The sequence below is a fragment of the Micromonospora sp. NPDC047730 genome (assembly GCF_043204765.1).
Classification (GTDB): domain Bacteria; phylum Actinomycetota; class Actinomycetes; order Mycobacteriales; family Micromonosporaceae; genus Micromonospora.
This window is the reverse complement of the sequence record NZ_JBIDCU010000022.1, coordinates 64,513-86,859: the sequence shown is the minus strand read 5'-3', so window position 1 is coordinate 86,859 and position 22,347 is coordinate 64,513. Positions and strand designations below refer to the sequence as shown.

Annotated in this window: 21 protein-coding genes and 3 pseudogenes; 9 read left to right on the top strand and 15 right to left on the bottom strand. The window is 73.1% G+C overall.

Features of this window, described 5'->3' with window-relative positions; translation table 11 throughout:
* Positions 1-91 precede the first annotated feature (91 nt).
* Entirely contained in the window at positions 92-982 is an 891-nt protein-coding gene (locus ACGF5G_RS31770; protein WP_393269642.1) for an NmrA/HSCARG family protein, read from the top strand.
* Positions 983-1,213: 231 nt separating this feature from the next.
* Here ACGF5G_RS31770 and ACGF5G_RS31765 read toward each other — a convergent pair whose 3' ends face one another.
* Together ACGF5G_RS31765 and ACGF5G_RS31760 are read right to left on the bottom strand one after the other, a co-directional pair.
* Positions 1,214-1,426, bottom strand: coding sequence for a DUF397 domain-containing protein (locus tag ACGF5G_RS31765; protein WP_393269639.1), 213 nt, complete (start codon positions 1,424-1,426; stop codon positions 1,214-1,216).
* Positions 1,417-2,223: a Scr1 family TA system antitoxin-like transcriptional regulator gene (locus ACGF5G_RS31760; RefSeq protein ID WP_393269636.1), complete on the bottom strand. Its 807-nt coding sequence runs from the start codon at positions 2,221-2,223 to the stop codon at positions 1,417-1,419. Before ACGF5G_RS31760 ends, ACGF5G_RS31765 begins: the two co-directional genes overlap by 10 nt.
* Before the next feature lie 248 nt (positions 2,224-2,471).
* On the opposite strand from ACGF5G_RS31760, the gene ACGF5G_RS31755 reads away from it, so the two are divergent.
* The 4 genes from ACGF5G_RS31755 (at position 2,472) to ACGF5G_RS31740 (ending at position 6,589) form a co-directional block, all read left to right on the top strand.
* On the top strand, positions 2,472-3,758 hold the full coding sequence (locus ACGF5G_RS31755; protein ID WP_393269635.1) for a histidine kinase: 1,287 nt from the start codon (positions 2,472-2,474) through the stop codon (positions 3,756-3,758).
* 95 nt (positions 3,759-3,853) lie between these two features.
* Positions 3,854-4,555 carry a response regulator gene (locus ACGF5G_RS31750; protein WP_393269672.1) on the top strand — a complete coding sequence of 234 codons (702 nt, stop codon included), beginning with the start codon at positions 3,854-3,856 and terminating at the stop codon, positions 4,553-4,555.
* 82 nt (positions 4,556-4,637) lie between these two features.
* The gene (locus ACGF5G_RS31745) at positions 4,638-5,531 is read left to right on the top strand and encodes an ABC transporter ATP-binding protein (protein WP_393269632.1); all 894 of its coding nucleotides are present in this window, start codon (positions 4,638-4,640) and stop codon (positions 5,529-5,531) included.
* The gene (locus ACGF5G_RS31740; RefSeq protein WP_393269631.1) at positions 5,528-6,589 is read left to right on the top strand and encodes an ABC transporter permease; all 1,062 of its coding nucleotides are present in this window, start codon (positions 5,528-5,530) and stop codon (positions 6,587-6,589) included. Before ACGF5G_RS31745 ends, ACGF5G_RS31740 begins: the two co-directional genes overlap by 4 nt.
* A gap of 98 nt (positions 6,590-6,687) precedes the next feature.
* Here the strand turns inward: ACGF5G_RS31740 and ACGF5G_RS31735 are convergent.
* Positions 6,688-7,134, bottom strand: a pseudogene (locus ACGF5G_RS31735) (IS110 family transposase); the annotation flags it as partial.
* A gap of 270 nt (positions 7,135-7,404) precedes the next feature.
* Positions 7,405-7,812, bottom strand: coding sequence for a RidA family protein (locus tag ACGF5G_RS31730; RefSeq protein WP_393269629.1), 408 nt, complete (start codon positions 7,810-7,812; stop codon positions 7,405-7,407).
* A gap of 128 nt (positions 7,813-7,940) precedes the next feature.
* Between ACGF5G_RS31730 and ACGF5G_RS31725 the strand changes: the two genes are divergently transcribed.
* Positions 7,941-8,321, top strand: a complete 381-nt coding sequence (locus ACGF5G_RS31725) for a winged helix-turn-helix transcriptional regulator (protein WP_393269626.1) — start codon at positions 7,941-7,943, stop codon at positions 8,319-8,321.
* A 259-nt stretch (positions 8,322-8,580) separates the two neighbouring features.
* A complete protein-coding gene (locus ACGF5G_RS31720; RefSeq protein WP_393269623.1) occupies positions 8,581-10,431 on the top strand; it encodes a LamG-like jellyroll fold domain-containing protein in 1,851 nt (616 codons plus the stop codon).
* A gap of 99 nt (positions 10,432-10,530) precedes the next feature.
* Here the strand turns inward: ACGF5G_RS31720 and ACGF5G_RS31715 are convergent.
* The 3 genes and pseudogenes from ACGF5G_RS31715 to ACGF5G_RS31705 all read right to left on the bottom strand — a co-directional run.
* Positions 10,531-10,669: pseudogene (locus ACGF5G_RS31715) on the bottom strand (TniB family NTP-binding protein); the annotation flags it as partial.
* Between the two features lie 79 nt (positions 10,670-10,748).
* Positions 10,749-10,883 (bottom strand): annotated as a pseudogene (locus ACGF5G_RS31710) (IS110 family transposase); the annotation flags it as partial.
* Between the two features lie 99 nt (positions 10,884-10,982).
* Positions 10,983-11,786 (bottom strand): SGNH/GDSL hydrolase family protein, encoded by an 804-nt coding sequence (locus ACGF5G_RS31705; RefSeq protein ID WP_393269621.1) that lies wholly within the window; start codon positions 11,784-11,786, stop codon positions 10,983-10,985.
* 347 nt (positions 11,787-12,133) lie between these two features.
* Between ACGF5G_RS31705 and ACGF5G_RS31700 the strand changes: the two genes are divergently transcribed.
* Positions 12,134-12,925, top strand: a complete 792-nt coding sequence (locus ACGF5G_RS31700; protein WP_393269618.1) for a shikimate dehydrogenase family protein — start codon at positions 12,134-12,136, stop codon at positions 12,923-12,925.
* Positions 12,926-13,037: 112 nt separating this feature from the next.
* Here the strand turns inward: ACGF5G_RS31700 and ACGF5G_RS31695 are convergent, their stop codons facing one another.
* A complete protein-coding gene (locus ACGF5G_RS31695) occupies positions 13,038-14,024 on the bottom strand; it encodes an ornithine cyclodeaminase family protein (RefSeq protein WP_393269616.1) in 987 nt (328 codons plus the stop codon).
* 112 nt (positions 14,025-14,136) lie between these two features.
* Here ACGF5G_RS31695 and ACGF5G_RS31690 point away from each other — a divergent pair, with 112 nt between their 5' ends.
* The gene (locus ACGF5G_RS31690) at positions 14,137-15,585 is read left to right on the top strand and encodes a hypothetical protein (RefSeq protein ID WP_393269613.1); all 1,449 of its coding nucleotides are present in this window, start codon (positions 14,137-14,139) and stop codon (positions 15,583-15,585) included.
* Between the two features lie 78 nt (positions 15,586-15,663).
* On the opposite strand, the gene ACGF5G_RS31685 is transcribed toward ACGF5G_RS31690, so the two are convergent.
* The 7 genes from ACGF5G_RS31685 to ACGF5G_RS31655 all read right to left on the bottom strand — a co-directional run bounded on the left by ACGF5G_RS31685 (position 15,664) and on the right by ACGF5G_RS31655 (position 22,343).
* The gene (locus ACGF5G_RS31685) at positions 15,664-16,326 is read right to left on the bottom strand and encodes a DUF402 domain-containing protein (RefSeq protein WP_393269611.1); all 663 of its coding nucleotides are present in this window, start codon (positions 16,324-16,326) and stop codon (positions 15,664-15,666) included.
* A gap of 107 nt (positions 16,327-16,433) precedes the next feature.
* The gene (locus ACGF5G_RS31680; RefSeq protein ID WP_393269609.1) at positions 16,434-17,684 is read right to left on the bottom strand and encodes a hypothetical protein; all 1,251 of its coding nucleotides are present in this window, start codon (positions 17,682-17,684) and stop codon (positions 16,434-16,436) included.
* 207 nt (positions 17,685-17,891) lie between these two features.
* Entirely contained in the window at positions 17,892-18,641 is a 750-nt protein-coding gene (locus ACGF5G_RS31675) for a YebC/PmpR family DNA-binding transcriptional regulator (protein WP_393269606.1), read from the bottom strand.
* A 243-nt stretch (positions 18,642-18,884) separates the two neighbouring features.
* On the bottom strand, positions 18,885-19,493 hold the full coding sequence (gene pdxT, locus ACGF5G_RS31670) for a pyridoxal 5'-phosphate synthase glutaminase subunit PdxT (RefSeq protein WP_393269603.1): 609 nt from the start codon (positions 19,491-19,493) through the stop codon (positions 18,885-18,887).
* A gap of 76 nt (positions 19,494-19,569) precedes the next feature.
* The gene (gene pdxS, locus ACGF5G_RS31665) at positions 19,570-20,487 is read right to left on the bottom strand and encodes a pyridoxal 5'-phosphate synthase lyase subunit PdxS (RefSeq protein WP_358093221.1); all 918 of its coding nucleotides are present in this window, start codon (positions 20,485-20,487) and stop codon (positions 19,570-19,572) included.
* Between the two features lie 189 nt (positions 20,488-20,676).
* Positions 20,677-21,180, bottom strand: a complete 504-nt coding sequence (locus ACGF5G_RS31660; protein ID WP_393269670.1) for a hypothetical protein — start codon at positions 21,178-21,180, stop codon at positions 20,677-20,679.
* A gap of 2 nt (positions 21,181-21,182) precedes the next feature.
* Entirely contained in the window at positions 21,183-22,343 is a 1,161-nt protein-coding gene (locus tag ACGF5G_RS31655) for a glycosyltransferase family 4 protein (RefSeq protein ID WP_393269600.1), read from the bottom strand.
* Positions 22,344-22,347 lie beyond the last annotated feature (4 nt).

Here is a 22,347-nt window from a genome sequence, read left to right as displayed (position 1 = left end):
CCGCGGCGGGGGACGGCCGAGGCGCGCGCCCCACCCGGTGGTCGACCCCTTGACGTCCCGCTGACCAGCCACTTCCCTAGGCTGGACCGTCATGACAGAGCGGAAGACAGTTCTCGTGACCGGCGCGACCGGCAACCAGGGCGGCGCCACGGCACGCCGGTTGCTCCGGGACGGCTGGCAGGTGCGGGCGCTCGTACGCGATCGGGCCAAGCCCGCCGCACGCCTCCTTCACGAGCAGGGCGCCACCCTGGTCGAGGGAAACATGGACGACGCCGACTCGCTGCGCGCGGCGATGCACGGTGTGCATGGTGTCTTCAGTGTCCAGGCCCTGGCGCACACGCCGGACACCCTCGCAGCCGAGGTCAGGCAGGGAAAGACCGTCGCCGACGTGGCCAGGGAGACCGGCGTCGCACACCTGGTCTACAGCTCGGTGGGCGGTGCGGAGCGCCGGACCGGCATCGACCACTTCGAGACCAAGGCAGAGATCGAGCGGCACATCCAGGCGTTGAACCTCCCCGCGACCGTCCTGCGCCCGGCGTTCTTCATGAACAACCTTCTCCACTACGCCGACACCGAGGGGGAACGGGTCCTGCGGCTACAGGTCGTACCCGACCGACCGATCCAGATGATCGCCTCGGACGACGTCGGCCGCATCGCCGCGCACGCCTTCGCGCACCCCGCCGATCACCTCGGCACGCAGATCGAGATCGCCGGTGACGAGCTCACCTTCACCCGGGTCGCCGAGATCTACGAGGCGCTCACCGGCACCCCCACCCGCCTGGAGCCGCAACCCATCGACCAGCGCATGTACGCATGGTTCGCCGAGAGCGGATACCGGGCCGACATCGCCGGCCTGCGGAACCGGTTCCCCGGGCTGCTGACGTTCGAGGAGTTTCTGCGGGACCGCCTCGGCCGGGCGGCGTCCGCACCGCAGGGCGACCGGACCGGGGAGCCCGCGCGACGGAAGCCCCACGGCGGCTAGCCCACCGCCATCCGGCCAGCGGCGCGTCGACCGGCGGCGAACCCTGCGGGGTTCGCCGCCGTCCTTCTCGCCGGAACACACTGCTGTCTTCGGGCACCATGATGTGGCACTGGAACTGGAGCGCACCAGGATCCCCTGCACCTGCCCGACTGGAGCGTGGTCAAGGCGCTGCGCGACCGCCGCTGACCCGACCGCACCACGCGGCCCGGCACGCCCCGGCGTGCCGGGCCGTCAGCCGTGACGAGCGGGCCGGAGTGCGCCGGCGGTGGCCGCGGCGAGGAAGCCGGTCCAGGCCGCGGGGCCGAAGGCCAGCACCGGCCCCCCACGGTCCTTGCTGTCGCGTACGCCCACCACGTCGACAAGGTTCGTCGCCACCTCGACGCAGGTGGCACCTCCGTTGTCGCTGCGGGTGGACTTCCGCCAGATCGCGCCGGTCAGGTCCATGACTCCGCCACCTCCGCGAGGAGTTCCCGGGACGCCCGGCGGGGCAGCGCCTCGCCCCGCAGGTTCTCCCACCTGCGTTGCAGGCTATCAATGTCGTCCGAGCGGTCGCTCACGTGCGCGCGCAGCGGGGTGTCCACGTGCGCCACCTCGCCGCCCTCGGGAGTGCGGGCCAGGATGAACGCGCCGGCCAGCCCGGCGTGCATGCCGACGTCGGCGGGCACCACGTGCAGGTCGACGTGCGGCGACCCGGTGACCGCGAGCAGGTGGGCGAACTGCTCGGCCATCACCTGCCGGTCGCCGATCTGCCGGCGCAGCACCGCCTCGTCCACGACGAAGACGGCCTCCGGCGGGGCCTCCCGGGTCAGCACCGCCTGGCGGGCCAGCCGGGAGGTCACCCGCTGCTCCACCTCGACCTCGCGAAGCATCCCGCCGCCGGTGAGCACCGCGCGGGCGTACGCCTCGGTCTGGAGCAGGCCGGGGATCAGCGACGGCTCGAACCAGCGGATCAGGGTCGCCTCCGCCTCCACCGAGATCCACTCCCGGAACCAGGGCGGGGCGGCGTCGGCCCGGACCAGAGTGAGCAGCCGCTCGAAGAAGCCGCCAGACTCCAGCGCGGCGTCGACCCGGCCGACGAAGTCCTGCGACGGCGTGCGGTGCCCGATCTCCACCATCCCGACCAGCGAGGACGAGTAGTTGATCTGCTGGGCCAGCTCCTCCTGGCTCAGCCCCCGGTCGCGCCGCGCCCGGCGCAGTTCGCCGCCGAGGAACTCCAGCGTGGAAAACTGCCCGACTCCCATCACACCTCCACCACAGCCACGCCGATCACCGCCAGCACCCGCCACCGGGGCCGCCCCGGCCCGCACCACCGGCCGGCGACGCCTTCCGACCGTAGTCACCCGAGCAGCAGAGTGTGAACAGGCACGACGGAGGAGGTCGACACGGACAGGCGCGCGGATCCGGTACCCCCGGCTGCGCGGCGGCCGCACGTGGCCGCCCGGCAGGGTGCCCGGCCGACGCCGACCAGCGGGATGGGATCCTCACCAGGGTGAACACCGTGATGGACGACGACTGGCGGCGGCCGGGCCCCACCCCGGAACAGCGGCGGTACGACGTCTACGTCGGGCTGGCCACGGTCGTCCTGGCGCTGGTCAGCCTCACCCTCGCCCGCAGCACCGGGGCTTTCCTGCTGGGGCCGCCGCCCTCCGGGCCGGAGCAGGTCTTCTGGACCGTCGCGGTGACGCTGCCGGTGATCTGGCGACGCCGGTTCCCCGCCGCCACCCTCCTGGTCATCGCGATCGCGTTCGTCGCCGCGCAGGCGCGCTCCGCCCCGGAGTCGCAGCTCTCCTCGTGGGCACTGTTCGCGGCCCTCTACTCGCTCGGCGCCTGGGGGCCGGACCGCCGGCTGGCCCGCCGGCTGCGCATCGGCGTCATCGCCACCATGTTCGCCTGGCTGGGGGTCTACTACGCGGTCACCATCGACAGGATCCCGGCCGACGCGTTCGACCGCGCGGTCGGTCCGGTGCCCCCCGTGCTCGCCGCGATAGTGAACGGGGTGCTGGTCAACGGCCTCTTCTTCGGGTTCGCGTACTTCTTCGGGGAGACCGCGTGGCTGGCCGCCCGCCGGCAGCACGAGGTGCAGGCGCGGGCCGAGGAGTTGCGCCGCTCGCAGGCCGAGGTCCGTGAGCACGCGGTGGTGGGCGAGCGGGTTCGCATCGCCCGGGAGCTGCACGACGTGGTCGCCCACCACGTGTCGGTGATGGGCGTGCAGGCGTCCGCCGCCCGCCGGGTGCTCGACAAGGACCCGGCGAAGGCCCGCACGGCGCTCGGCGCGATCGAGGAGACGGCCCGCACGGCGGTGGACGAGCTGCGCCGGATGCTCGGCCTGCTCCGCGCCCGCGACGACCGCCCGGAGCGCGCGGACGAGCCGGGGCCCGCCGCGATCGACCAGGTCACGGCCGTGGTCGACCGGGCCCGCGAGGCCGGCCTGCGGGCCACCCTGGGGGTGTACGGGGACCGGGTGCCGCTGCCGGAGTCGGTCTCCCAGGCCGTGTACCGGATCGTCCAGGAGGCCGTGACGAACGCGCTCAAGCACGCCGCCGGGGCGAACGCACTCGACGTGCGGATCCGCTACCTGGCGCACGAGGTGGAGGTGGACGTGACCGACGACGGACGGGCCACCCGCCCCGCGAACGCCGACGGGCTGGGCCTCGTCGGGATGCGCGAGCGGGTCGCCACCCACGGCGGGGCGCTGGAGGCCGGCCCGCGGGCCGGCGGTGGCTGGCGGGTACGGGCCCGGTTCCCGCTCCCGGTCGCGGCGGGGTGCCCGGCGTGACCGCCGACCGCGAGGTGCCCGGCGTGACCGCCGACCGCGAGGTGCCCGGCGTGACCGCCGACCGCGAGGCGTTCGGCGTGGGCGCCGACCGCGCGGTGCCCGACGCCGACCGGCCGGTGCGGGTGCTGCTCGCCGACGACCAGCACCTGGTCCGCACCGGCTTCCGGGTCATCCTCGAGGTGGAGGACGACATCGAGGTGGTCGGGGAGGCCGCCGACGGGGAACGCGCCGTCGGCATGACCCGGGCGCTGTGCCCGGACGTGGTGCTGATGGACGTGGAGATGCCCGGGGTCGACGGGCTGGAGGCCACCCGGCGGATCACGGCCGAGCAGGACGAGCCGGGCGGGCCGGCCGTGCTGATCCTCACCACCTTCGACCGGGACGACTACCTGTTCGCCGCGCTGCGCGCCGGGGCCAGCGGCTTCCTGCTCAAGAACGGCACCCCGGAGGCGCTGGTCGAGGCGATCCGGGTGCTCGCCCGGGGCGACGGCCTGCTCGCTCCGGAACTCACCCGGCGGGTGATCGCCACCTTCGCCCGCCCCGGCGACCCCGCCGGGCGGGGCGGCGTCCGGACCTCTCCCGAGGCGGCGCTGCGCGACCTGACGCCCCGCGAACGGGAGGTCCTGGTCCTGGTCGCCGGGGGTGCCAGCAACGCCGAGATCGCCGCGGAGCTGCACCTGGGCGAGGCGACGGTGAAGACGCACGTCAGCCGGGTGCTGGCCAAGCTCGGCCTGCGCGACCGGGTGCAGGCGGTGGTCTTCGCGTACGAACACGGGGTGGTGCGACCGGGCGGCTGACCTGCCTCCGCCGCGCGGGGGACCTGCCCGCTCAGCCTCCGGGCGGACGGCGGCGGGCAGTTGACGATCTAGCGTGACCGCCGTGACCAGTGTGCTCCGTCTCGACGGCGTCGACCGCAGCTTCGGCGACCGTCGGGTGCTCCAGAACGTGTCCTTCGACGTGGCGGCCGGCCGGATGACCGGCTTCGTCGGCGGCAACGGCGCCGGCAAGACCACCTCCATGCGGATCATCCTGGGGGTGCTCGCCCCGGACGCCGGGGAGGTCAGCTGGCAGGGCGCTCCGCTGACCCGGGAGGTCCGCCGTCGCTTCGGCTACATGCCGGAGGAACGCGGCCTCTATCCGAAGATGAGCGTCCGGGAACAGGTGGCCTACCTGGGCCGGCTGCACGGCATGACGGCCGCCTCCGCGCGGCGCGGCACGGACGCGCTGCTGGAGCGGGTCGGGCTCGCCGAGCGCGGCGACGACCTGCTGGAGACGCTGTCGCTGGGCAACCAGCAGCGCGCGCAGATCGCGGCCGCGCTGGTGCACGACCCCGAGGTGCTGGTGCTCGACGAGCCGTTCTCCGGCCTCGACCCGCTGGCCGTGGACACGGTCGTGGCGGTCCTGCGGGAGCGGGCCGCCACGGGCGTGCCCGTGCTCTTCTCCAGCCACCAGCTGGACGTCGTGGAGCGGCTCTGCGACGACCTGGTGATCATCGCGGGCGGCGTGATCCGCGCCGCCGGCAGCCGGGAGCAGCTACGCGCGACGTACACGGTGCCCCGGTTCGAGCTGGTGGTGGAGACCGACGCCGGCTGGCTGCGGGACCAGCCCGGGGTGACCCTGGTCGACCTGGACGGCGCCCGCGCCGTGTTCGACCTCGCGCCCGGCGCGGACGAGCAGGTGGTGCTGCACGCGGCGCTGGCCCGCGGCCCGGTGCGCGCGTTCCGCCCGGTCAGCCCGTCCCTCACCGAGATCTTCCGAGAGGTCACCCAGTGAACACCACGCAGGCCACCCGGCTGGTCGCCGCCCGGGAGATCCGGGTCAAGCTGCGCGACCGCACCTTCCTGATCAGCACCCTGTTCTTCCTGCTGATCGCCGCCGCCGCGACCATCCTGCCGCCGCTGCTCTCCGGCGGCCCGTCGAGCGTGGCGGTGACCGAGGCGGCGGCCGGCCCGCTGCGCGAGGCGGGGCTAAAGGTGCGGCTGGCGCCCGACGACCACGCCGCCGAGCAGGCCGTCCGCGACGGCGACGTGGACGCCGCCGTGGTCTCCGGGCCGGCGGTGCTGGCCATGGACGAGGCCCCCGACGACGTGGTCGCGGCGCTGAGCACGCAGCCCCCGGTGCGGCTGCTGGACCCCGACGCGGTGGACCCGGTGGTGGCCTTCCTGGTGCCGTTCGCCTTCGCGTTCGTCTTCTTCATCACCTCGCAGACCTTCGGCGTGCAGATCGCGCAGAGCATCATCGAGGAGAAGCAGACCCGGATCGTGGAGATCCTGGTGGCCGCGGTGCCGGTCCGGGCGTTGCTGGCCGGCAAGATGGTCGCCGGCACCCTGCTGGCCCTCGGGCAGATCGCCCTGGTCGCCCTGGTCGCCGTGGTGGGTGTGCAGTTCGGCGACAGCGGTGGGCTGCTCTCGCTGCTGGCCCCGGCGATCGGCTGGTTCGTGCCGTTCTTCCTGCTCGGCTTCGTGCTGGTCGCGGCCATGTGGGCGGCGGCCGGGGCGCTGGTCAACCGCCAGGAGGACATCGCCGGCGTGTCGATGCCGGTGCAGCTCGCGGTCATGCTGCCGTTCTTCGCGGTGATCTTCCTGAACGACAACGCGACCGCCATGCGGGTGCTGTCCTACCTGCCGTTCTCCGCGCCCACGGCGATGCCGTTGCGGCTGTTCACCGGGGACGCGGCCGGCTGGGAGCCGCTGCTGTCGCTGGCCCTGCTGCTGGTCGCGGCCGCCGCGCTCGTCGCGGCGGGGGCCCGGGTGTACGAGGGTTCGCTGCTGCGGACCAACGGCCGCACCTCGGTCCGGACGGCGTGGCGGTCCCGGGAGACGGTGGGCTGAGCGGTGTCGCGGGGCGCCGGCCGGGCGTACCTCGTCCGGGGCTGACGGCCGGCGCGGCCCGGCACGCCAACCACGTGCCGGGCCGCCGCCGGCCAGGCGTCGTCGAAGCCGACGAGGACTTCCAACTCGGCCAGGGCCTCGTCGCCGACATCGACGCGGCGCAGCGTGTGCGGCAGCGTGCGGGCCGCGTCGGCGATCACGTAGGCGTCGCGGGCGTCGGTTCTGGCGGCGCCCGGGTGCAGGTCGGCGATCCGCCGCATCGCCAGACCGGGCAGGTAGGCCACCTGATGACCGCAGGCACGGGCGACTGCGACCGGCAGCGCACCGATGGAAGCCGGCTGGTCGACCACCACGAGAACCCGGCCGTGGCGGGCGAGTTTGTCGAACACCTGCCGCAGCTTGGCCTCGGTGTTGACCAACGCCGCGTCGTGCAGCCGCTTGCCGTCCCGGTTCAACGCGACGGCGTGGTGGCCGTCCTTGCCGACATCGAGACCGAGAAACACCTCGTAGTCGTCGCCGTGCACCGCATCGCCTCCCCGACACATCCACTGACCCGGTCGCCGATCTGGCGTCGACTGCCGGCAGCCACGTTACGAAGAGACCTACCCCAACACCGCGAGTGGCCGTGTCCCTATCAGCGGTCCGTCGACGCCACCCGACCCGGCGACAACACCCCCGGATCATGCGTACGACAGGGGCAGTAAGTCATACCGGGCCGGGCGACCGAGCAGTCCCGGCTGGGGACGATCAAAAAGGTAACGGGCCGAGGACCCTCGACGAATTTTGATTTCCCACTGAGGCCTGTCCCGGCCTGGTCATTCGATGACCGCGGTGGCCTCGATCTCGACCAGGTGTTCCGGTACGTGCAGGGCGGCGACGCCGAGCAGCGTGGCCGGCGGTGCTGGGGTGATCCCGAGCTTCGCGAACGCCCGGGTGGCCCCCGCCAGGAACAGGGGCATCTTGTTGGGGGTCCAGTCGACGACGTAGGCGGTCAGTTTCGCCACGTCGGCGAAGGTGGCACCGGCCCCGGCCAGGGCGGTGCCGATGTTGAGGTAGCACTGTTCGACCTGGGTGGCGAGGTCGCCGTCGCCGACCGTGACGCCGTCGGCGTCCCAGGCGACCTGCCCGGCGACGAAGACCAGCTTTGCGCCGGTCGCGATCGACACCTGCCGGTAGGCGTCGATCTCGGGGAGTCCGTGGGGGTTCACAAGGGTGATGGCCATGTCGTCTGCCTCCTCGTCGGGCGAGGCCCGGTTGGGTGCCCGCCCGTGGTCTCTTGCGGTTACTGGGAAACCATAGGAGAGTGGCCGCTGACGTGGAAGAACGCACTTTTTGGTGACGGGAGAACCTCATGGTGACTAAGCAGTTCAGCGGCGCGCCTGAGGACGCGGACCTGATGCGCGCGGATTCCCTGGCGCGAGAGATCTTCTCGGACGTCGCCAACAAGTGGGCACTGCTGATCATCGAGATCCTCGGGGAACGCACCCTGCGCTTCAGCGAGCTGCGCGACGAGGTCGAGGGCATCAGCCACAAGATGCTCACCCAGAACCTGCGCATGCTGGAGCGCAACGGCCTCGTCGAGCGGACCGTGCACCCCACCGTGCCGCCCCGGGTCGAGTACACCCTCACCGAGGCGGGCCGGGGCCTAAGGGCGACGGTCGACGGGATGTGCGCCTGGACCCGGCAGTACCTCGGTCACATCGAGGATTCCCGCCGCCGCTTCGGCAACTGACCGGCAGAGCCCGGCGCCTCCTGCCACGAGGCAGGCGAGGCCTACTGCTTCTTGCGTGTCTCGGGTGCTACGTGGGAGCCCGCCCGATAGCGAGCGGCGGTGTCACGCCGGGCGCCATTCCCATCGCAGGCACAGGCCCGAGAAGGTTCCGCAACGTTCATCCGGCGTTCCCGATCGATTGTCCGACAGAATGATCTTTGTTCCCGCAGCTCATCGGCAATAGACCTCCTACCCAAAGCGGATACGAGGGATACGAGACATGCCAAACAACCCCAGCCGCCGCAGCCTTCTGCAGGTCCTCGGATTGTTCGGAGCCAGCGCAGCCGCAGGAACGGTCCTCTCCCCGGCCGGCGCGCACGCGGCTGAGGCCGGTAACCCGGAGTCGGGCCGACAGCCCGATCCGCACGCACCCCGGTTCACGCTCGCGGTGATCCCCGACACCCAGTACCTGTTCGACGGGGATCGCGGCGACCCCGCCCCACTCAGAGCTGCCTTCCAGCACCTGGTGACGGCACGCGCCGAGAAGAACATCGTCTTCACCGCGCATCTCGGCGACGTGGTGGAGAACGCGGCCGCGGCGGAACTGGCCCAGGCGGGCAAGGTGTTCGAGATTCTGGACGGGCACCGGATGCCGTACAGCGTGTTGGCCGGAAACCACGACATCAACGCCGCGACCGACGACCAGCGCGGCGCCAGCCCCTATCTGGACGTGTTCGGACCAGGCCGGTACCGGAAGATGTCCACCTTCCGCGGTGCCTCCGCGGACGGCTACAACACCTACCACGTCTTCACCGCCAGCGGTCGGGAATGGTTGCTCCTCGCCCTCGACTGGCGCCCCTCGGCAGGCACGCTCGCCTGGGCCCGGGAGGTGCTCGGCGCACACCCGGGGCTGCCCGCGATCCTCACCACCCACGACCTCGCGTGGGCCGACGGCAACGGCCAGGCGCGGCTGTCCGGACACGGCCAGCGGCTGTGGGATTCGCTGATCAAGGAGCACGACCAGATCTTCCTGACCCTGAACGGCCACTTCTGGCCGTCAGGCCGCACCGTGCTGCGCAACACCGCCGGGCACGACGTCCACGTCCACATCACCAACTACCAGGACCGCTACTACGGCGGCAGCGGCATGGTCCGCCTCTACCACTTCGACCTGGCGCGGAACACCATCGACGTGGAGACCTTCTCGCCCTGGATCCTCGACAAAGACCCGAGCCAGCGCAACGACCTGGAGCAGCAGGAGGTGGAGCTGACCGAACCGGCAAACCGGTTCAGCATGGCGATCGACTTCACGGAGCGCTTCGCCGGCTTCGCGCCGGTCCCGCCGCGCGAACCCAGGCCGGCCAGCCAGATGGTCGTCCCCGGCACCGTCGCGTACTGGCGCTTCGACGAGGTCGGCCCCGACGGCACCCCGGTCCCCGAAGGCGCTCAGGTTGCCGACCTCTCCGGCCGCGGCAACCACCTGACCCGGATCACCCTCCCGGGCAGCGACCAGACCGCGATGCGCTCCAGCGTCGAGCACCACCCCGATCAGCCCGCGCACGGCAGCATCTTCCTCAACGGGAAAAAGCAACCGGCGCGCGGAGCGTACCTGCGAACCGCGGACGATGCACCGCTCAACCGGCTGACGTTCGCTTCCGGATACACCATCGAGGCGTTCGTCAAGCTACCGGCGGACGTACGAGCCACAAACCATGCATGGATGAGCCTGGTGTGCCGGATGGGCAGCGGCCGGGACGCGGGCAAGACCGCCGGCGATCCGGCCGAGCCGCTCGTGGCCCTCAGTCTCTCCGACGGCATGGCGCTGCAATGGGCGGTCTTCCCGCTCAACCAAGGCGGCATCTCGACCAACTGGGGCCACGAGATGCGGGCCGGGGAGTGGTTCCACGTCGCCGTCGTCAACGACGGCCGGACCACCACCATGTACGTCAACGGCGCGAAGCTGCTGCGCAACCCGTCCACCTCAGCCAATGGGCTGGCCACCAACAACGAGCCGTGGCTTGTCGGGGCGTACCACTACGACCGCATCATCGAGCAGGGCTTCTACGGCTGGCTCGGGGACATTCGGATCGTGGACCGGCCGCTGCCGGTTCGCCATTTCATGCGCGCCTGACGGACGACGTAGGGCATGGTCGGGCGAAAGAATGATCGTTGACGTCCTCCCCCGCCTGAACGCGGGGGAGGACGTCAACTTATCGGCCGTCCGAGGGTGGATTGTGAACGGCTCGAACCGGTTCTCCAACTGGTCGTCGGAGCGGATCGCCAGGTACACCTCCCGGGTGCCGACTCCGACGAGGGGGATGCGCAACTCGTTGCCCAAGAAACCGGATCAAGTTCAGGCTCTCCCGGCGTACGTCTCCGCGGAGGTGTCCAGCAGTCGGTAGCGGTCAGTCCTTTGGCGAACAGTCCAACGCCCGCGCGGCAGGCTGATTTGCGGCGGCCGGCCTTGCGCAGCCCGGCTGGGCCGCCGCACCGCGACAGCAGTTCGAGGACGGCCTTGTGCTGAATGTTCTTGCCGAACGCTCGTTCCAGTGCGGGGTGGATCTGGATGAGCAGAGCGCGAATCGGGCGAGGACCACCGGGAGCCGGGACGGACGCGCGCCACCGCCGCCGCGGGCGGCTGCCGGATCAGCCGGTACGCGTCGGCGGTGGCGCGCGGTCGGGTCAGTCGGCGGCGTTGCGGAAGACCGGGTAGTAGCCGCCGGACTGGCCGGCCGCGGTCGGGTGGTAGGAGACGCCGAGGTTGAGGTAGTTGAGGGCGTGCAGCCACTTCTCGCCGTAGCTGCACAGCTGGTGGCCGACGAAGGCCGAGCGCACGTCGGCGAAGGTGAAGCCGGCCGCGTTGGCCGCGCTGCGGGTGATGTCGTCGACCAGGTTGATGGCCTCGTTGATCTTGGCACGCGAGGTGGCGCTCAGCCCGACGCAGACGGTGCCGAGCTGGTAGAAGACCGGGTACCCGACGACCACGACCCGGGCGTTCGGGGCCCGGGTCTTGATGCCGTTGTAGACGTTGCTCAGCAGGCCGGGGAGCTGGGCGCGGGCCTTGTCCTCGGCGGCCTGCACGGCGGCGACGCACTCGGTGGTGCCCTTGAGCACACAGGTGGTCATGATGTTGGAGTAGCCGACGTCGTTGCCGCCGACCGTGATGCTGACCAGGCTGGTGGTGGAGCTGAGCGCGGAGAGCTGGGTGTTGATCACGCTGGTCGTGGTGGCGCCGGAGCAGGCGACCGAGCGGTACGAGGCGGGCTTGACGGTGGCGGCGTACAGCGCGGGGTAGGCGTTGGTGCTGCGCTGACAGGAGCCGCTCTCGCTGGTGTAGCTGCCGGCGCCGACGCCCGAGGCGTAGGAGTCGCCGAGGGCGACGTAGCGGTCGGTGGCGGCGGCCTGGGCGGGGGTTGTCAGGGACAGGCTGGCGCCGAGAGCCGCGGCGAGGCTCAGGGCGAGGGTCACGAAGCGAGTTCTCCGCACGTCGCACTCCGGGGGTGAGAGGGATCGGTGCGAGATTGATATCACTAAATATTTCCCGGCGAAAGATCCTTGCGGCGATCTTAGGGGTGCCGGCAACGGTTTCCGGGTCCGGCACCCCGTACCGCCGCGACCGCCCACCCCGCGCCTCCGGGGGTCGAACGCCCCCGGCACGCCCACCGTCCCCTACGGAACCGGCGGCGCCGACCGGGCGGAAGGGGCCGGCTCGGCGGACGGCGCGAACCCGGAGGGGCCCCACGTCCGGGCCCGCGATAGCGTCGGCGCGGCGCGGCACCCCGACCGGCGGGACGGGCAACCCTGGGCGTCGGCCATCGACACGGAGGCGCGGCATGACGGAGATCGGCGGCACCACCCGGCTGTACGCGCTGCTCGGCGACCCGATCGCGCAGGTACGCGCCCCCGGCCTGCTCAATCCGGTGCTGACCCGCCGCGGCACCGACGCGGTGCTCGTCCCGGTCCACGTCGCACCGGCCGACCTCACCCCGGTCGTACGCGGCCTGCAACGGGTGGGCAACCTGCACGGGATGCTGGTCACCGTGCCGCACAAGGCCGCCGCCCTGGCCCTCGCGGACCGGGCCAGCGACCGCGCCCGCCTGGCCGGCAGCGCCAACGCCCTGCGGCGCGAGCCCGACGGAACCTGGACCGCGGACACCTTCGACGGCGACGGGTTCGTCCGCGGGCTGGCCACGGCCGGACACCACCCCCGGGGCCGCCGGGTGTGCGTGGTGGGCGCGGGCGGGGCGGGCAGCGCCATCGCCGTCGCCCTGCTCGACGCCGGCGTGGCGGAGCTGCGGCTGGCCGACACCGACCCGGGCCGGCTGGAGACGCTGCGGCGACGGCTGTCCGCCGCGTACCCGGACCGGGTCACCGGAGCGGCGCGACCGCGACTGGCCGACGCCGACCTCGCGGTCAACGCGACCCCCCTCGGGCTGCGCCCCGACGACCCGCTGCCGTTCCCGGTGGCCGAACTGCCCACGGACGCCGTGGTCGCCGACATCATCATGACCCCGGCGGAGACGGCCCTGCTGGCCGAGGCCCGCGCGCGCGGCCTGCGGGCGCACCCCGGCGAGCCGATGCTCGCCCACCAGCTCGACTCCTACCTCGCGTTCTTCGGGCTCTGACCGGGACCCGACCGCCGCACGGTGACGTGACCGCCGGCCCACCGACCGGACGTCGGCCGATCGATTGGGGCGCCGCGCGGACGTCGCCCCGGTGGAGCGCCGGCGGCAGGCCCTACCCGGGCCGCCGGGCGAGGTCGTCGCGGTAGACCTCGACGCCGACGACGAGGTCCTGCCACGGCATTCCGGTCCCCTTGAACAACCGTGGTCGACCGGCCGGCAACCGCACGCGGCCGGTCACCACGTCACGGAGCGGACGCAGGTCCTCCTCCCGCAGCACGCCGGCCGCCAGCGCAGCGACGATGTCGCCCGCCTCCCGCGGGGTGCCGGCCAGCGACTCGACGACGACGTGGGAGCGGGCGACGAGGCGGTCGTCGACCTCGCGGGCGTCCGGCGAGTGCGACCCGATCGCGACGACGACGGCGTCGGGCCGGACCAGGGCACCGTCGAACAGCGGCGTCGACGCGCTGGTGCAGCAGCAGATGACGTCCGCCGCCGTCACCGCGTCGGTAACCGGGCCGGGCTCGTACACCCGCACCGGGACGCCCGCCCGGTCGCACCGCGCGGCGAGCCGGTCGCGCCGTGGGCCGTCCCGTCCCACCAGGAAGACCTCGGCGATCGCGTGCAGCGCCAGCATCGCCTCGACGTGGGCGCGGGCCTGGGGGCCGGTGCCGAACACGGTGAGCCGCAGCGCGTCGCCCGCCGCGCGGGGCAGCAGGTGCCGCACCGCGAGCGCGGACACGGCGGGCGTACGCAGGTTCGTCAGGGCGGTGCCGTCGACGAGCGCCGCCGGGCGTTGCTCCGGGCCCTCGAAGAGGACGAAGGCCCCCTGGATGAGCGGCAGACCGCGACCGGCGTTGTCGGGGGTGCTGGTCAGCAGCTTGCAGCCCGAGTACGCGCCCCGCGTCGCGGGCATGACGAGCAGCTCGCCGCCCCGCGTGGGCACCTTCGAGCGGGGCGTCTCCCGCTCGGGGTCGAGGCCCGCCCGCAGGGCGGCCTCCAGGGCGTCCACCGCGACCCGGACCGGGGTAGCCGCGACCGCCTCCGCGGGGATCAGGCGCATGCCGGCGAAGGACGCGGCCGGCGGGATCGGATCGGTCATGGTGGCCTCCGGCGGCGGACGGACGAGGAACGCCCCGAGGCTAAGCCCCGCGCGGGGTGGGGTGGTCGGTGCGGTCGTCACTACGGTGCGGGGCCGTGCGAGCACTGGCAGGATGGCCGCTGTGGACCTCGACTCCGGCGCCGGGCTGCTGCACCGGCTGACGTCGTACGTGCCGAACCGCGACTGGGACGTGCCCGGGGACGACCCGCGGATCCGCCACGACCTCGTGCCGAACGACCCCGGGACCATGCCGCCGCAGCTCAAGGGCTATCCGGACGGCCTGCCCGTCGTCGCCCTGCCGCGCGACCTGCCCGACCCGGGGATCCCCGCGACGGCGGTGCTCGCGGGCGCCGCGGGCCGGGCGCAACTCCTCGACGCCGCGCAGCTCGGCCGCGTGCTCTTCCTCGGCGCCGGCGTCGTCCGCACCGCCGAGCGCCACGGGCGGCCGTTCCTCTACCGGGCCGCCGGTTCGGCCGGCGCACGCTTCCCGCTGGAGGTCTACGCGAGCACCCGCGACGTCGCGGGCGTCCCGGACGGCGTGCACTGGTACGATCCGGCGCGGCACGCGCTCGTCCAGGTCGCCCCCGCCGCCACCGGAGCGGCCACCACGCTCGTCGTCACGGGCGTGCCGTGGCGGACGGGGTGGCGGTACGCCGAGCGCGGCTGGCGGCACCTCTACTGGGACGCCGGGACGCTGCTGTCCCAACTGTCGGCGGCGGCCGCGAGCGCCGACCTCGCGCCACGGCTGCGGACGCTGTTCCCGGACGCCACGGTGCGCCGCCTCGTCGGCGCGGACGGAGTGCACGAGTATCCGCTCGCCCTGCTGTCCCTCGGCGACGGCGAGCCGGCGACCGGCCCCACCGCGGCGGCGGTGCCGGGTGAGCTGCCGCCGGTCGAGCTGCCGCTGTGCACCGCCGCGCAGCGCGCGGGCGAGCGGGACACCCTCGGGGCGCCCTGGCCGGAGGCGCCGCCGCTGCCGGAGTTCCCGCCGTCCGACCCGCTCGACGAGGTGGTGCGCCGGCGCGGGTCGCAGCGCCGGATGGACCGGTCCCGGACGCTGCCGCGCGCCCTGCTGGAGTGGCCCCTGGCCGCCGCCCTGCGCGGCGTGCCGGTGCCGCACTGGGTGGCCGTGCACGGCGTCGACGGTGTGGCGCCCGGTCTCTACCGCTGGCCCGACCTGGCGAGGCCGCTGCGGGCCGCGGAGCTGCGTGACGAGCTGCTGCGGGTCTGCCTGGACCAGGCGCTCGCCGGCGACGCGGCGTACGTCGTCGTCGGGGCCACCCCGCTGTCGGCGCTCGACGACCGCGGCTACCGCGACGCCCAGCTCGCCGCCGGGCTCGTCGAGGGCCGGCTGCACCTCGCGGCGTACGCCCTGGGTGCCGGCGCCTCCGGGATGACCTTCCTCGACTCGGAGGTCCCGGGCCTGCTCGGCGAGCCGGACGACCTCGCGGCGCTGCTGTTCACGTGCGTGGGCGTCCCGGAGTACACGTCGCGCGCCGGCGGCGGGCCGGGCCGCCCGGTCGAGGTCCGTCCGGTCATGCCCCGCAACGGCGGGTCCTGACGAGCAGGGCCGAGGCACGCTCGGGGCCGGCGGGCTGCGGTCAGCGGGTCGGCGTCCCAGTCGGTCAGCGGTCAGCGGTCAGCGGGTCGGAGGGACGGTGTCCCAGCCGGCCGGCAGGGCCGGCACCGGCCACGCCGGGTCCGGCCGCCACGACGCCCACGCCTCGTCCCACCACCGCTCCCCGGCGTCGAGCAGGGCGGCGATCCGGTCGCCCTCGGCGCGGATCGCGTCGGCCATCCCCGGATAACGCCCCTCTTCCAGGCGCTGGGCGAACATCTCCACGTCCTTCCAGACGTAGCGGGCGGCGTCGGCCGGCCACCAGAGGTCCAGCTCGTGGTCGAGGGTGTCCACCCCGATCGCGGTACGCCGGAACGGGTCCTGGAGGTTGAAGTACCACCCGGCGAAGGCGCGCTCCGGGCCGGTCCAGAAGACGTCGACGGAGTGCGCCTCGCCCGGGCGGTGCAGCATCAGCTTGCCGTGGCCGCTCCACACCCGGTGCCCGGCGACCTGCCACGGGTGCCGCCCGCACGGGAACCGCCCGGTCTCGGGGAAGCCGAACTCCGCGCCCGGGGGCAGGTAGAGCACGAGCAGGTCGGGCGAGTCCTCGACGCAGACGGTCGGGCAGGCGAACCACACCTCGCCGTGCAGGACCTCGCGCCGGACCACCACGTCGCCCGGGGCGAAGCGGTGCCCCTTCCCGACCCGCCCACCGTCCCGCTCCACCCGACCCGGACGATCCACTCCCCCAACCTACCGACTGTCGGCGTCCCGGTTCGCGTGGACGTTTCTGCGCGTCGTCGCAGTCCTCCAGGACGTCGAAGACCTCACGCGCGCCGTCCTCGTCGGGCTCAGCGGGGCCGGGAGAGCACGGCACGGGCTGCGGGTCGGCGCCCGGCGACGGTGGATCCGGCCGTGGCGAAGGGGTTCGGCGTCGCTCCCGTCCAGTGCTGGAGGAGTGCGGTGCCGGCCTGCCGCCGCTCACCGTCAACCGTGGTCGTCCCGCTGCTCACCACGTAGAACCGCCCGTCGCCGAGCGCCTCCAGGCCGAAGCTGCCGGGCCCCTCCCAGCCGCGGATCCCGGTGGCCGGATCGGCCAGCCCGGCCGGGGCCAGCGGGACGATCCAGCCGGTCGCGCCGTCCGGCTGGCCGGTGATCACACCGGTTTGCGGGGCGACGGTGCCGTCGATCGCGTAGAGCGTCCAGTTCGGAAACTCCGGCTTGCCGCCCCGGTAGACCGCCATCAGCCACCGGCGGGTGTGCCGGTCGTACTCCAGGTTCTGCACCCCGAAGGTGGTGTTCCCGGTCCGGACGAAGACCTTGGAGTACGGCTGCCCGGGCCCGCTCCGGTGCGGTGCCGTCTGGCTGAGCGGGCGGGCGAGGAGGCTCCACCGCCGCACGTCGTACGCGAGCAGCACCTGGTGGTCGTTGTCGGTACGCGTCGTGTTCGGGTAGATGCCGTAGGCGACCATCAGCACGTTCCGCCCGCCGGCGGTGCCCAGCGCCGGCCCGAACGAGACCCCGTCGATGCCGCTGGCGCCGTACCGGTGGTCGGCGGTCTGCCCGGTGTCGCCGTCGAAGACGCCGTCGCCGTCCAGGTCCGCCGTGAAGTCGTCGACGACCTCCTTCAGGTAGACGGTGGTCATCACGCCGTCCGTCTCGGCGTCCATTCCGATCCGGGTGATCCGGGCGACGTCGAAGATGGCGATGTAGAAGGCCCGCTGCGCCTTGTACTCCAGCGAGCCGTAGACGCGGCCGTCCTCCGGGTTGACGTCCAGGTCGCCGAGGTGGCCGGTCAAGCCGGTCACCGTGCCGACGACCCGACCGTCGAGGTCCGTCTTGACCAGGAGGTTCGTGAAGGACCAGTAGACGTGACCGCGGCTCCAGTCGACCGCCACTCCCTGCACGTGGCCCGAGGGCCACGCGCCCCCGTACACCGTCGCCGGCATGTTCGGGGGCGCCACCGGTGGGCGCGACGTCCCGACGGCCACGCCCCGGCCCGGAGTCGGCATCGGGCCCGCCGTCGCATGCGGCGGGGCGACGGCGCCGGCCAGGACGGGAATCGCCAGGACGGCAGCCGCGGCGGTGAGGGTCCTTCGCATGTCTCTCCGTTGCTCAAGAAGATCAAACAGCGGGAGATCCTATGCGAGCTTTCCGAACGGCGGGTGTCCGGATGATCATCCGGAAATTTCGCCCGTCCGGCGGCGGCCGCCCCGATCACCGCCCGGACGGACACGGGGCAGGGCACGACACAGCGCGCCGGGGCGGCGGCCGCCCGGCGCGCTTCGTCGCCGTGGGTCAGGCCGGGATCAGCCGACGGCGGCCATGATCTCGTCGGAGACGTCGAAGTTCGCGTAGACGTTCTGCACGTCGTCGCAGTCCTCCAGGACGTCGATCAGCTTGAAGATCTTGCGCGCGCCGTCCTCGTCGAGGGGGACGTTGACGCTCGGGATCAGCGCCGACTCGGCCGACTCGTACTCGATGTCGGCGTCCTGGAGCGCGGTGCGCACCGCGACCAGGTCGGTCGGCTCGGAGACCACCTCGAACGCCTCGCCCAGGTCGTTGACCTCCTCGGCACCGGCGTCGAGGACCGCCATCATCACGTCGTCCTCGGTCGTCCCGGCCTTGGGGACGATCACCACGCCCTTGCGGGAGAACATGTACGACACCGAGCCCGCGTCGGCGAACGAGCCGCCGTTGCGGGTCAGCGCGGTGCGCACCTCGGTGGCCGCGCGGTTGCGGTTGTCGGTCAGGCACTCGATGAGCAGCGCCACGCCGTTCGGGCCGTAACCCTCGTACATGATGGTCTGGTAGTCGGCGCCGCCGGCCTCCAGGCCGGAGCCGCGCTTGACGGCGCGGTCGATGTTGTCGTTCGGGACCGAGTTCTTCTTGGCCTTCTGGATGGCGTCGTAGAGCGTGGGGTTGCCGGCGGGATCGCCGCCGCCGGTCCGCGCGGCGACCTCGACGTTCTTGATGAGCTTGGCGAACATCTTGCCGCGCTTGGCGTCGATGACCGCCTTCTTGTGCTTGGTCGTCGCCCACTTTGAGTGGCCGGACATCTGTTACCTCCGTTGCTACCCGCCGTCTGCATCGACCGCACCGCGCACGCCCCGCTCCCGCCGGCGCACGCGGTGGTGCCGGTCAGCCCTGGTGGAAGCCGTGACGGGCAGCTGGCCCTGCCGAATCTCGGCAATCCTACCGACGCCTGGCGGCCCGCTGTCACCGCGCCGCGCCTCGCCGCCACGCCCCGACCGCCCGGACCAGGACAGACGGGGCGAAAACAAGGCACGGCTCGCCGCCGCTCAGCGCGACGCCCGGACCAGCTCCACGAAGTACGCGTGCACGCGCGCGTCGCCGGTCAGTTCGGGATGGAACGAGGTGGCCAGCAGGTTGCCCTGCCGGACCGCCACGATCCGCCCGGCAGCCGGGCCCTCGGTCACCGTGCCGAGCACCTCGACGCCGTCGCCGACCCGCTCGACCCACGGCGCCCGGATGAACACCGCGTGGAACGGCCCGCCGTCGACGCCGGTGATCGCCACCGGCGCCTCGAACGAGTCGACCTGCCGCCCGAACGCGTTGCGCCGCACGGTCATCTCGATGCCGGCGAAGCCGCGCTGGTCGGACCGACCGTCGAGGACCTCGGTGGCCAGCATGATCATGCCGGCGCACGAGCCGTACACCGGCATCCCGCCGGCGATCCGCTTGTCGATCGGCTCGCGCATCTCGAAGATGTCGGCGAGCTTGCTGATCGTGGTGGACTCGCCCCCGGGGATCACCAGCCCGTCCACCGCGTCCAACTCCTGCGCCCGACGCACCGGGCGGGCGTCCGCGCCCGCCGCGGCGAGGGCGGCGACGTGCTCACGCACGTCGCCCTGGAGCGCGAGCACACCGATCACGGGTGCGTCGCCCATCTGCCGCTCCTCTCCTGGTTAGGAAGGGCCCCTTCCTCTACCTCAGGCGTTAGGAAGGTGCCCTTCCTTACAACCTTCACCAGCCGCGCTCGGCCAGGCGGTGCGGCTGCGGGATGTCGTCGACGTTGATGCCGACCATCGCCTCGCCCAGGCCCCGGGAGACCTTGGCCAGCACGTCCGGGTCGTCGTGGAACGTGGTGGCCTTGACGATCGCGGCGGCCCGCTGCGCCGGGTTGCCGGACTTGAAGATGCCGGAGCCGACGAAGACGCCCTCGGCGCCGAGCTGCATCATCATCGCGGCGTCGGCCGGGGTGGCGATGCCACCGGCGGTGAACAGCACCACGGGCAGCTTGCCGCTCTCGGCGACCTCCTTGACCAGCTCGTACGGCGCCTGGAGCTCCTTGGCGGCCACGTACAGCTCGTCGGTCGGCAGCGAGCCCAGCCGGCGGATCTCCTGGCGGATCCTGCGCATGTGGGTGGTGGCGTTGGAGACGTCACCGGTGCCGGCCTCGCCCTTGGAGCGGATCATGGCCGCGCCCTCGGTGATCCGGCGCAGGGCCTCGCCGAGGTTGGTCGCGCCGCAGACGAAGGGGACGGTGAAGGCCCACTTGTCGATGTGGTTGGCGTAGTCGGCCGGGGTCAGCACCTCGGACTCGTCGACGTAGTCGACGCCGAGCGACTGGAGGATCTGGGCCTCCACGAAGTGGCCGATCCGGGCCTTCGCCATCACCGGGATGGAGACGGCGTCGATGATGCCGTCGATCATGTCGGGGTCGCTCATCCGGGACACCCCGCCCTGGGCGCGGATGTCGGCGGGCACCCGCTCCAGCGCCATCACGGCGACGGCGCCGGCGTCCTCGGCGATCTTGGCCTGCTCGGCGTTGACCACGTCCATGATCACGCCGCCCTTGAGCATCTCGGCCATGCCGCGCTTGACGCGGGCGGTGCCGGTGACCGGGCTGGCGCTGGCGTTCTGGGCAGTCGTTTCGGGCACGGGTCATCGCTCCTCGACGTGCTCGGGGTGGGGTGGCTGCGAAAATGCTACGGCCGTCCCAACGCCCGTCCGACAGCCAATCAGACCCACGGTGGCCTGCCCTGTGGCAGTCGTCACCGCCCCGCCGCCGCCCGGTCGCCGGGTGCGCCCGGCGTCCCGTCTGGGCGTTCTGTCGGGTCCGTGCCCGCCTCAGCCGGCGGGGACGTCCGCCGGGACGGTGAGGGTGGGGTCGTCGATGTCGAAGTAGCGCGGCCAGGGCCGGCGTCGCCCCATGCGCAGCAGCCGCACCAGCGGACGGCCGCGCGCCGCGCGGGCGTCGCGGACCAGGTCGGTGTGCACCTGACGGGCCAGGGCGAGCCGTCGGCTGGCGCCGATCACCGCCTCGCAGTCCGGATCGGCCGGGTCCAGCTCCACGGCACGCAACTGGCGGGTGAGGTCGTTCTCGGCGGCCTCCCGCTCGTCCGGCTGCGCGTCCAGCGCGATCCGCGCCGCCGCGTACAGCTCGACGCCGTAGCGCCGCTCGGCGAGGACCGCGGCGGCCGCCGCGCGGCGCAGCAGGTGGGCGTCCAGGGCGCGGGCGGCCAGCTCGGCCCGGCCGTGCAGCCGGTCGACCCGGCCGGCGGTCCAGACCAGGTACGCCGCGACCAGCCCGACGGCCAGGGCCGCGACCACCCCCCACCACATGCCCGACATCGTCAGTCCAGCCCCACCCATTCGGTGTCCATGACCCGCCCGTCGGTGGCCTCGATCGCCGCCGCGTACACCTCGAGGACCCGGCGGGCGACCACCGGCCAGTCGAAGGTGGCCACCACCTGGTCGCCGCAGGCGGTCAGCGCGGCCCGGCCGTCGGGATCGTCGAGCAGGTCGGCCAGGGCGGTACACAACGCGGGCCGGTCCCCCGTGGGGAAGAGCCGACCGGCCCGGCCGCCGTCGAGCACGCGGCGGAACGCGTCGAGGTCGCTGGCCACGACGGTGGTGCCCGCCGCGAGCGCCTCGGTGAGGATCATGCCGAAGGACTCCCCGCCGGTGTTCGGCGCCACGTAGAGGTGCACGCTGCGCAGCATCCGCGCCTTGTCCTCCTCGGAGACCAGCCCGAGGAAGGTCACCTGGTCGCGCAGCTCGACCGGGAAGCGCCCGAACAGGTCGTCCGGGTCACCGGGGCCGGCCACCAGCAGCCGCAGCCCGGGACGCTGCCGGGCCAGCTCGACGAAGGCGTCGCGCAGGATCGGGAAGCCCTTGCGGGCCTCGGTGAACCGGCCGAGGAAGCCGATCGCGCCGCCGTGCCCGGGCGCGCACTCCCCCGGCCAGCCGGGCAGCGGCTGCGCGTGGTTGAACTTCGCGACGGCCACCCCGTTGGGGATCTCCACCGCGCCGCCGTCCATGTGCTCGACCTGCACCTTGCGCGCCAGCGCGCTGACCGCGATCCGGGCGGTGATCCGCTCCAGCACGATCTGGAGCACCCCCTGCGCGGCGGCGAGCGCCCGCGACCGGGTCATCGCCGTGTGGAAGGTGGCCACCACCGGCCCGCGGGCGGAGAGCACGGCCAGCAGCGACAGGCTCAGGGTCAGCGGCTCGTGCACGTGCAGCACGTCGAAGTCGCCCCGGGTGATCCAGCGCCGCACCCGCGCCGTGGAGACCGGGCCGAACGCGATCCGCGCCACCGAACCGTTGTACGGCAGCGGCACCGCCCGCCCCGCCGGCACCACGTACGGCGGCAGCGGGGAGTCCTCGTCGGCCGGGGCGAGCACGCTCACCTCGTGTCCGAGGCCGATCAGCGCCTCGGCGAGGTCCATGACGTGGTTCTGCACCCCGCCCGGCACGTCGAAGGAGTACGGGCACACGATGCCGATACGCACGCCT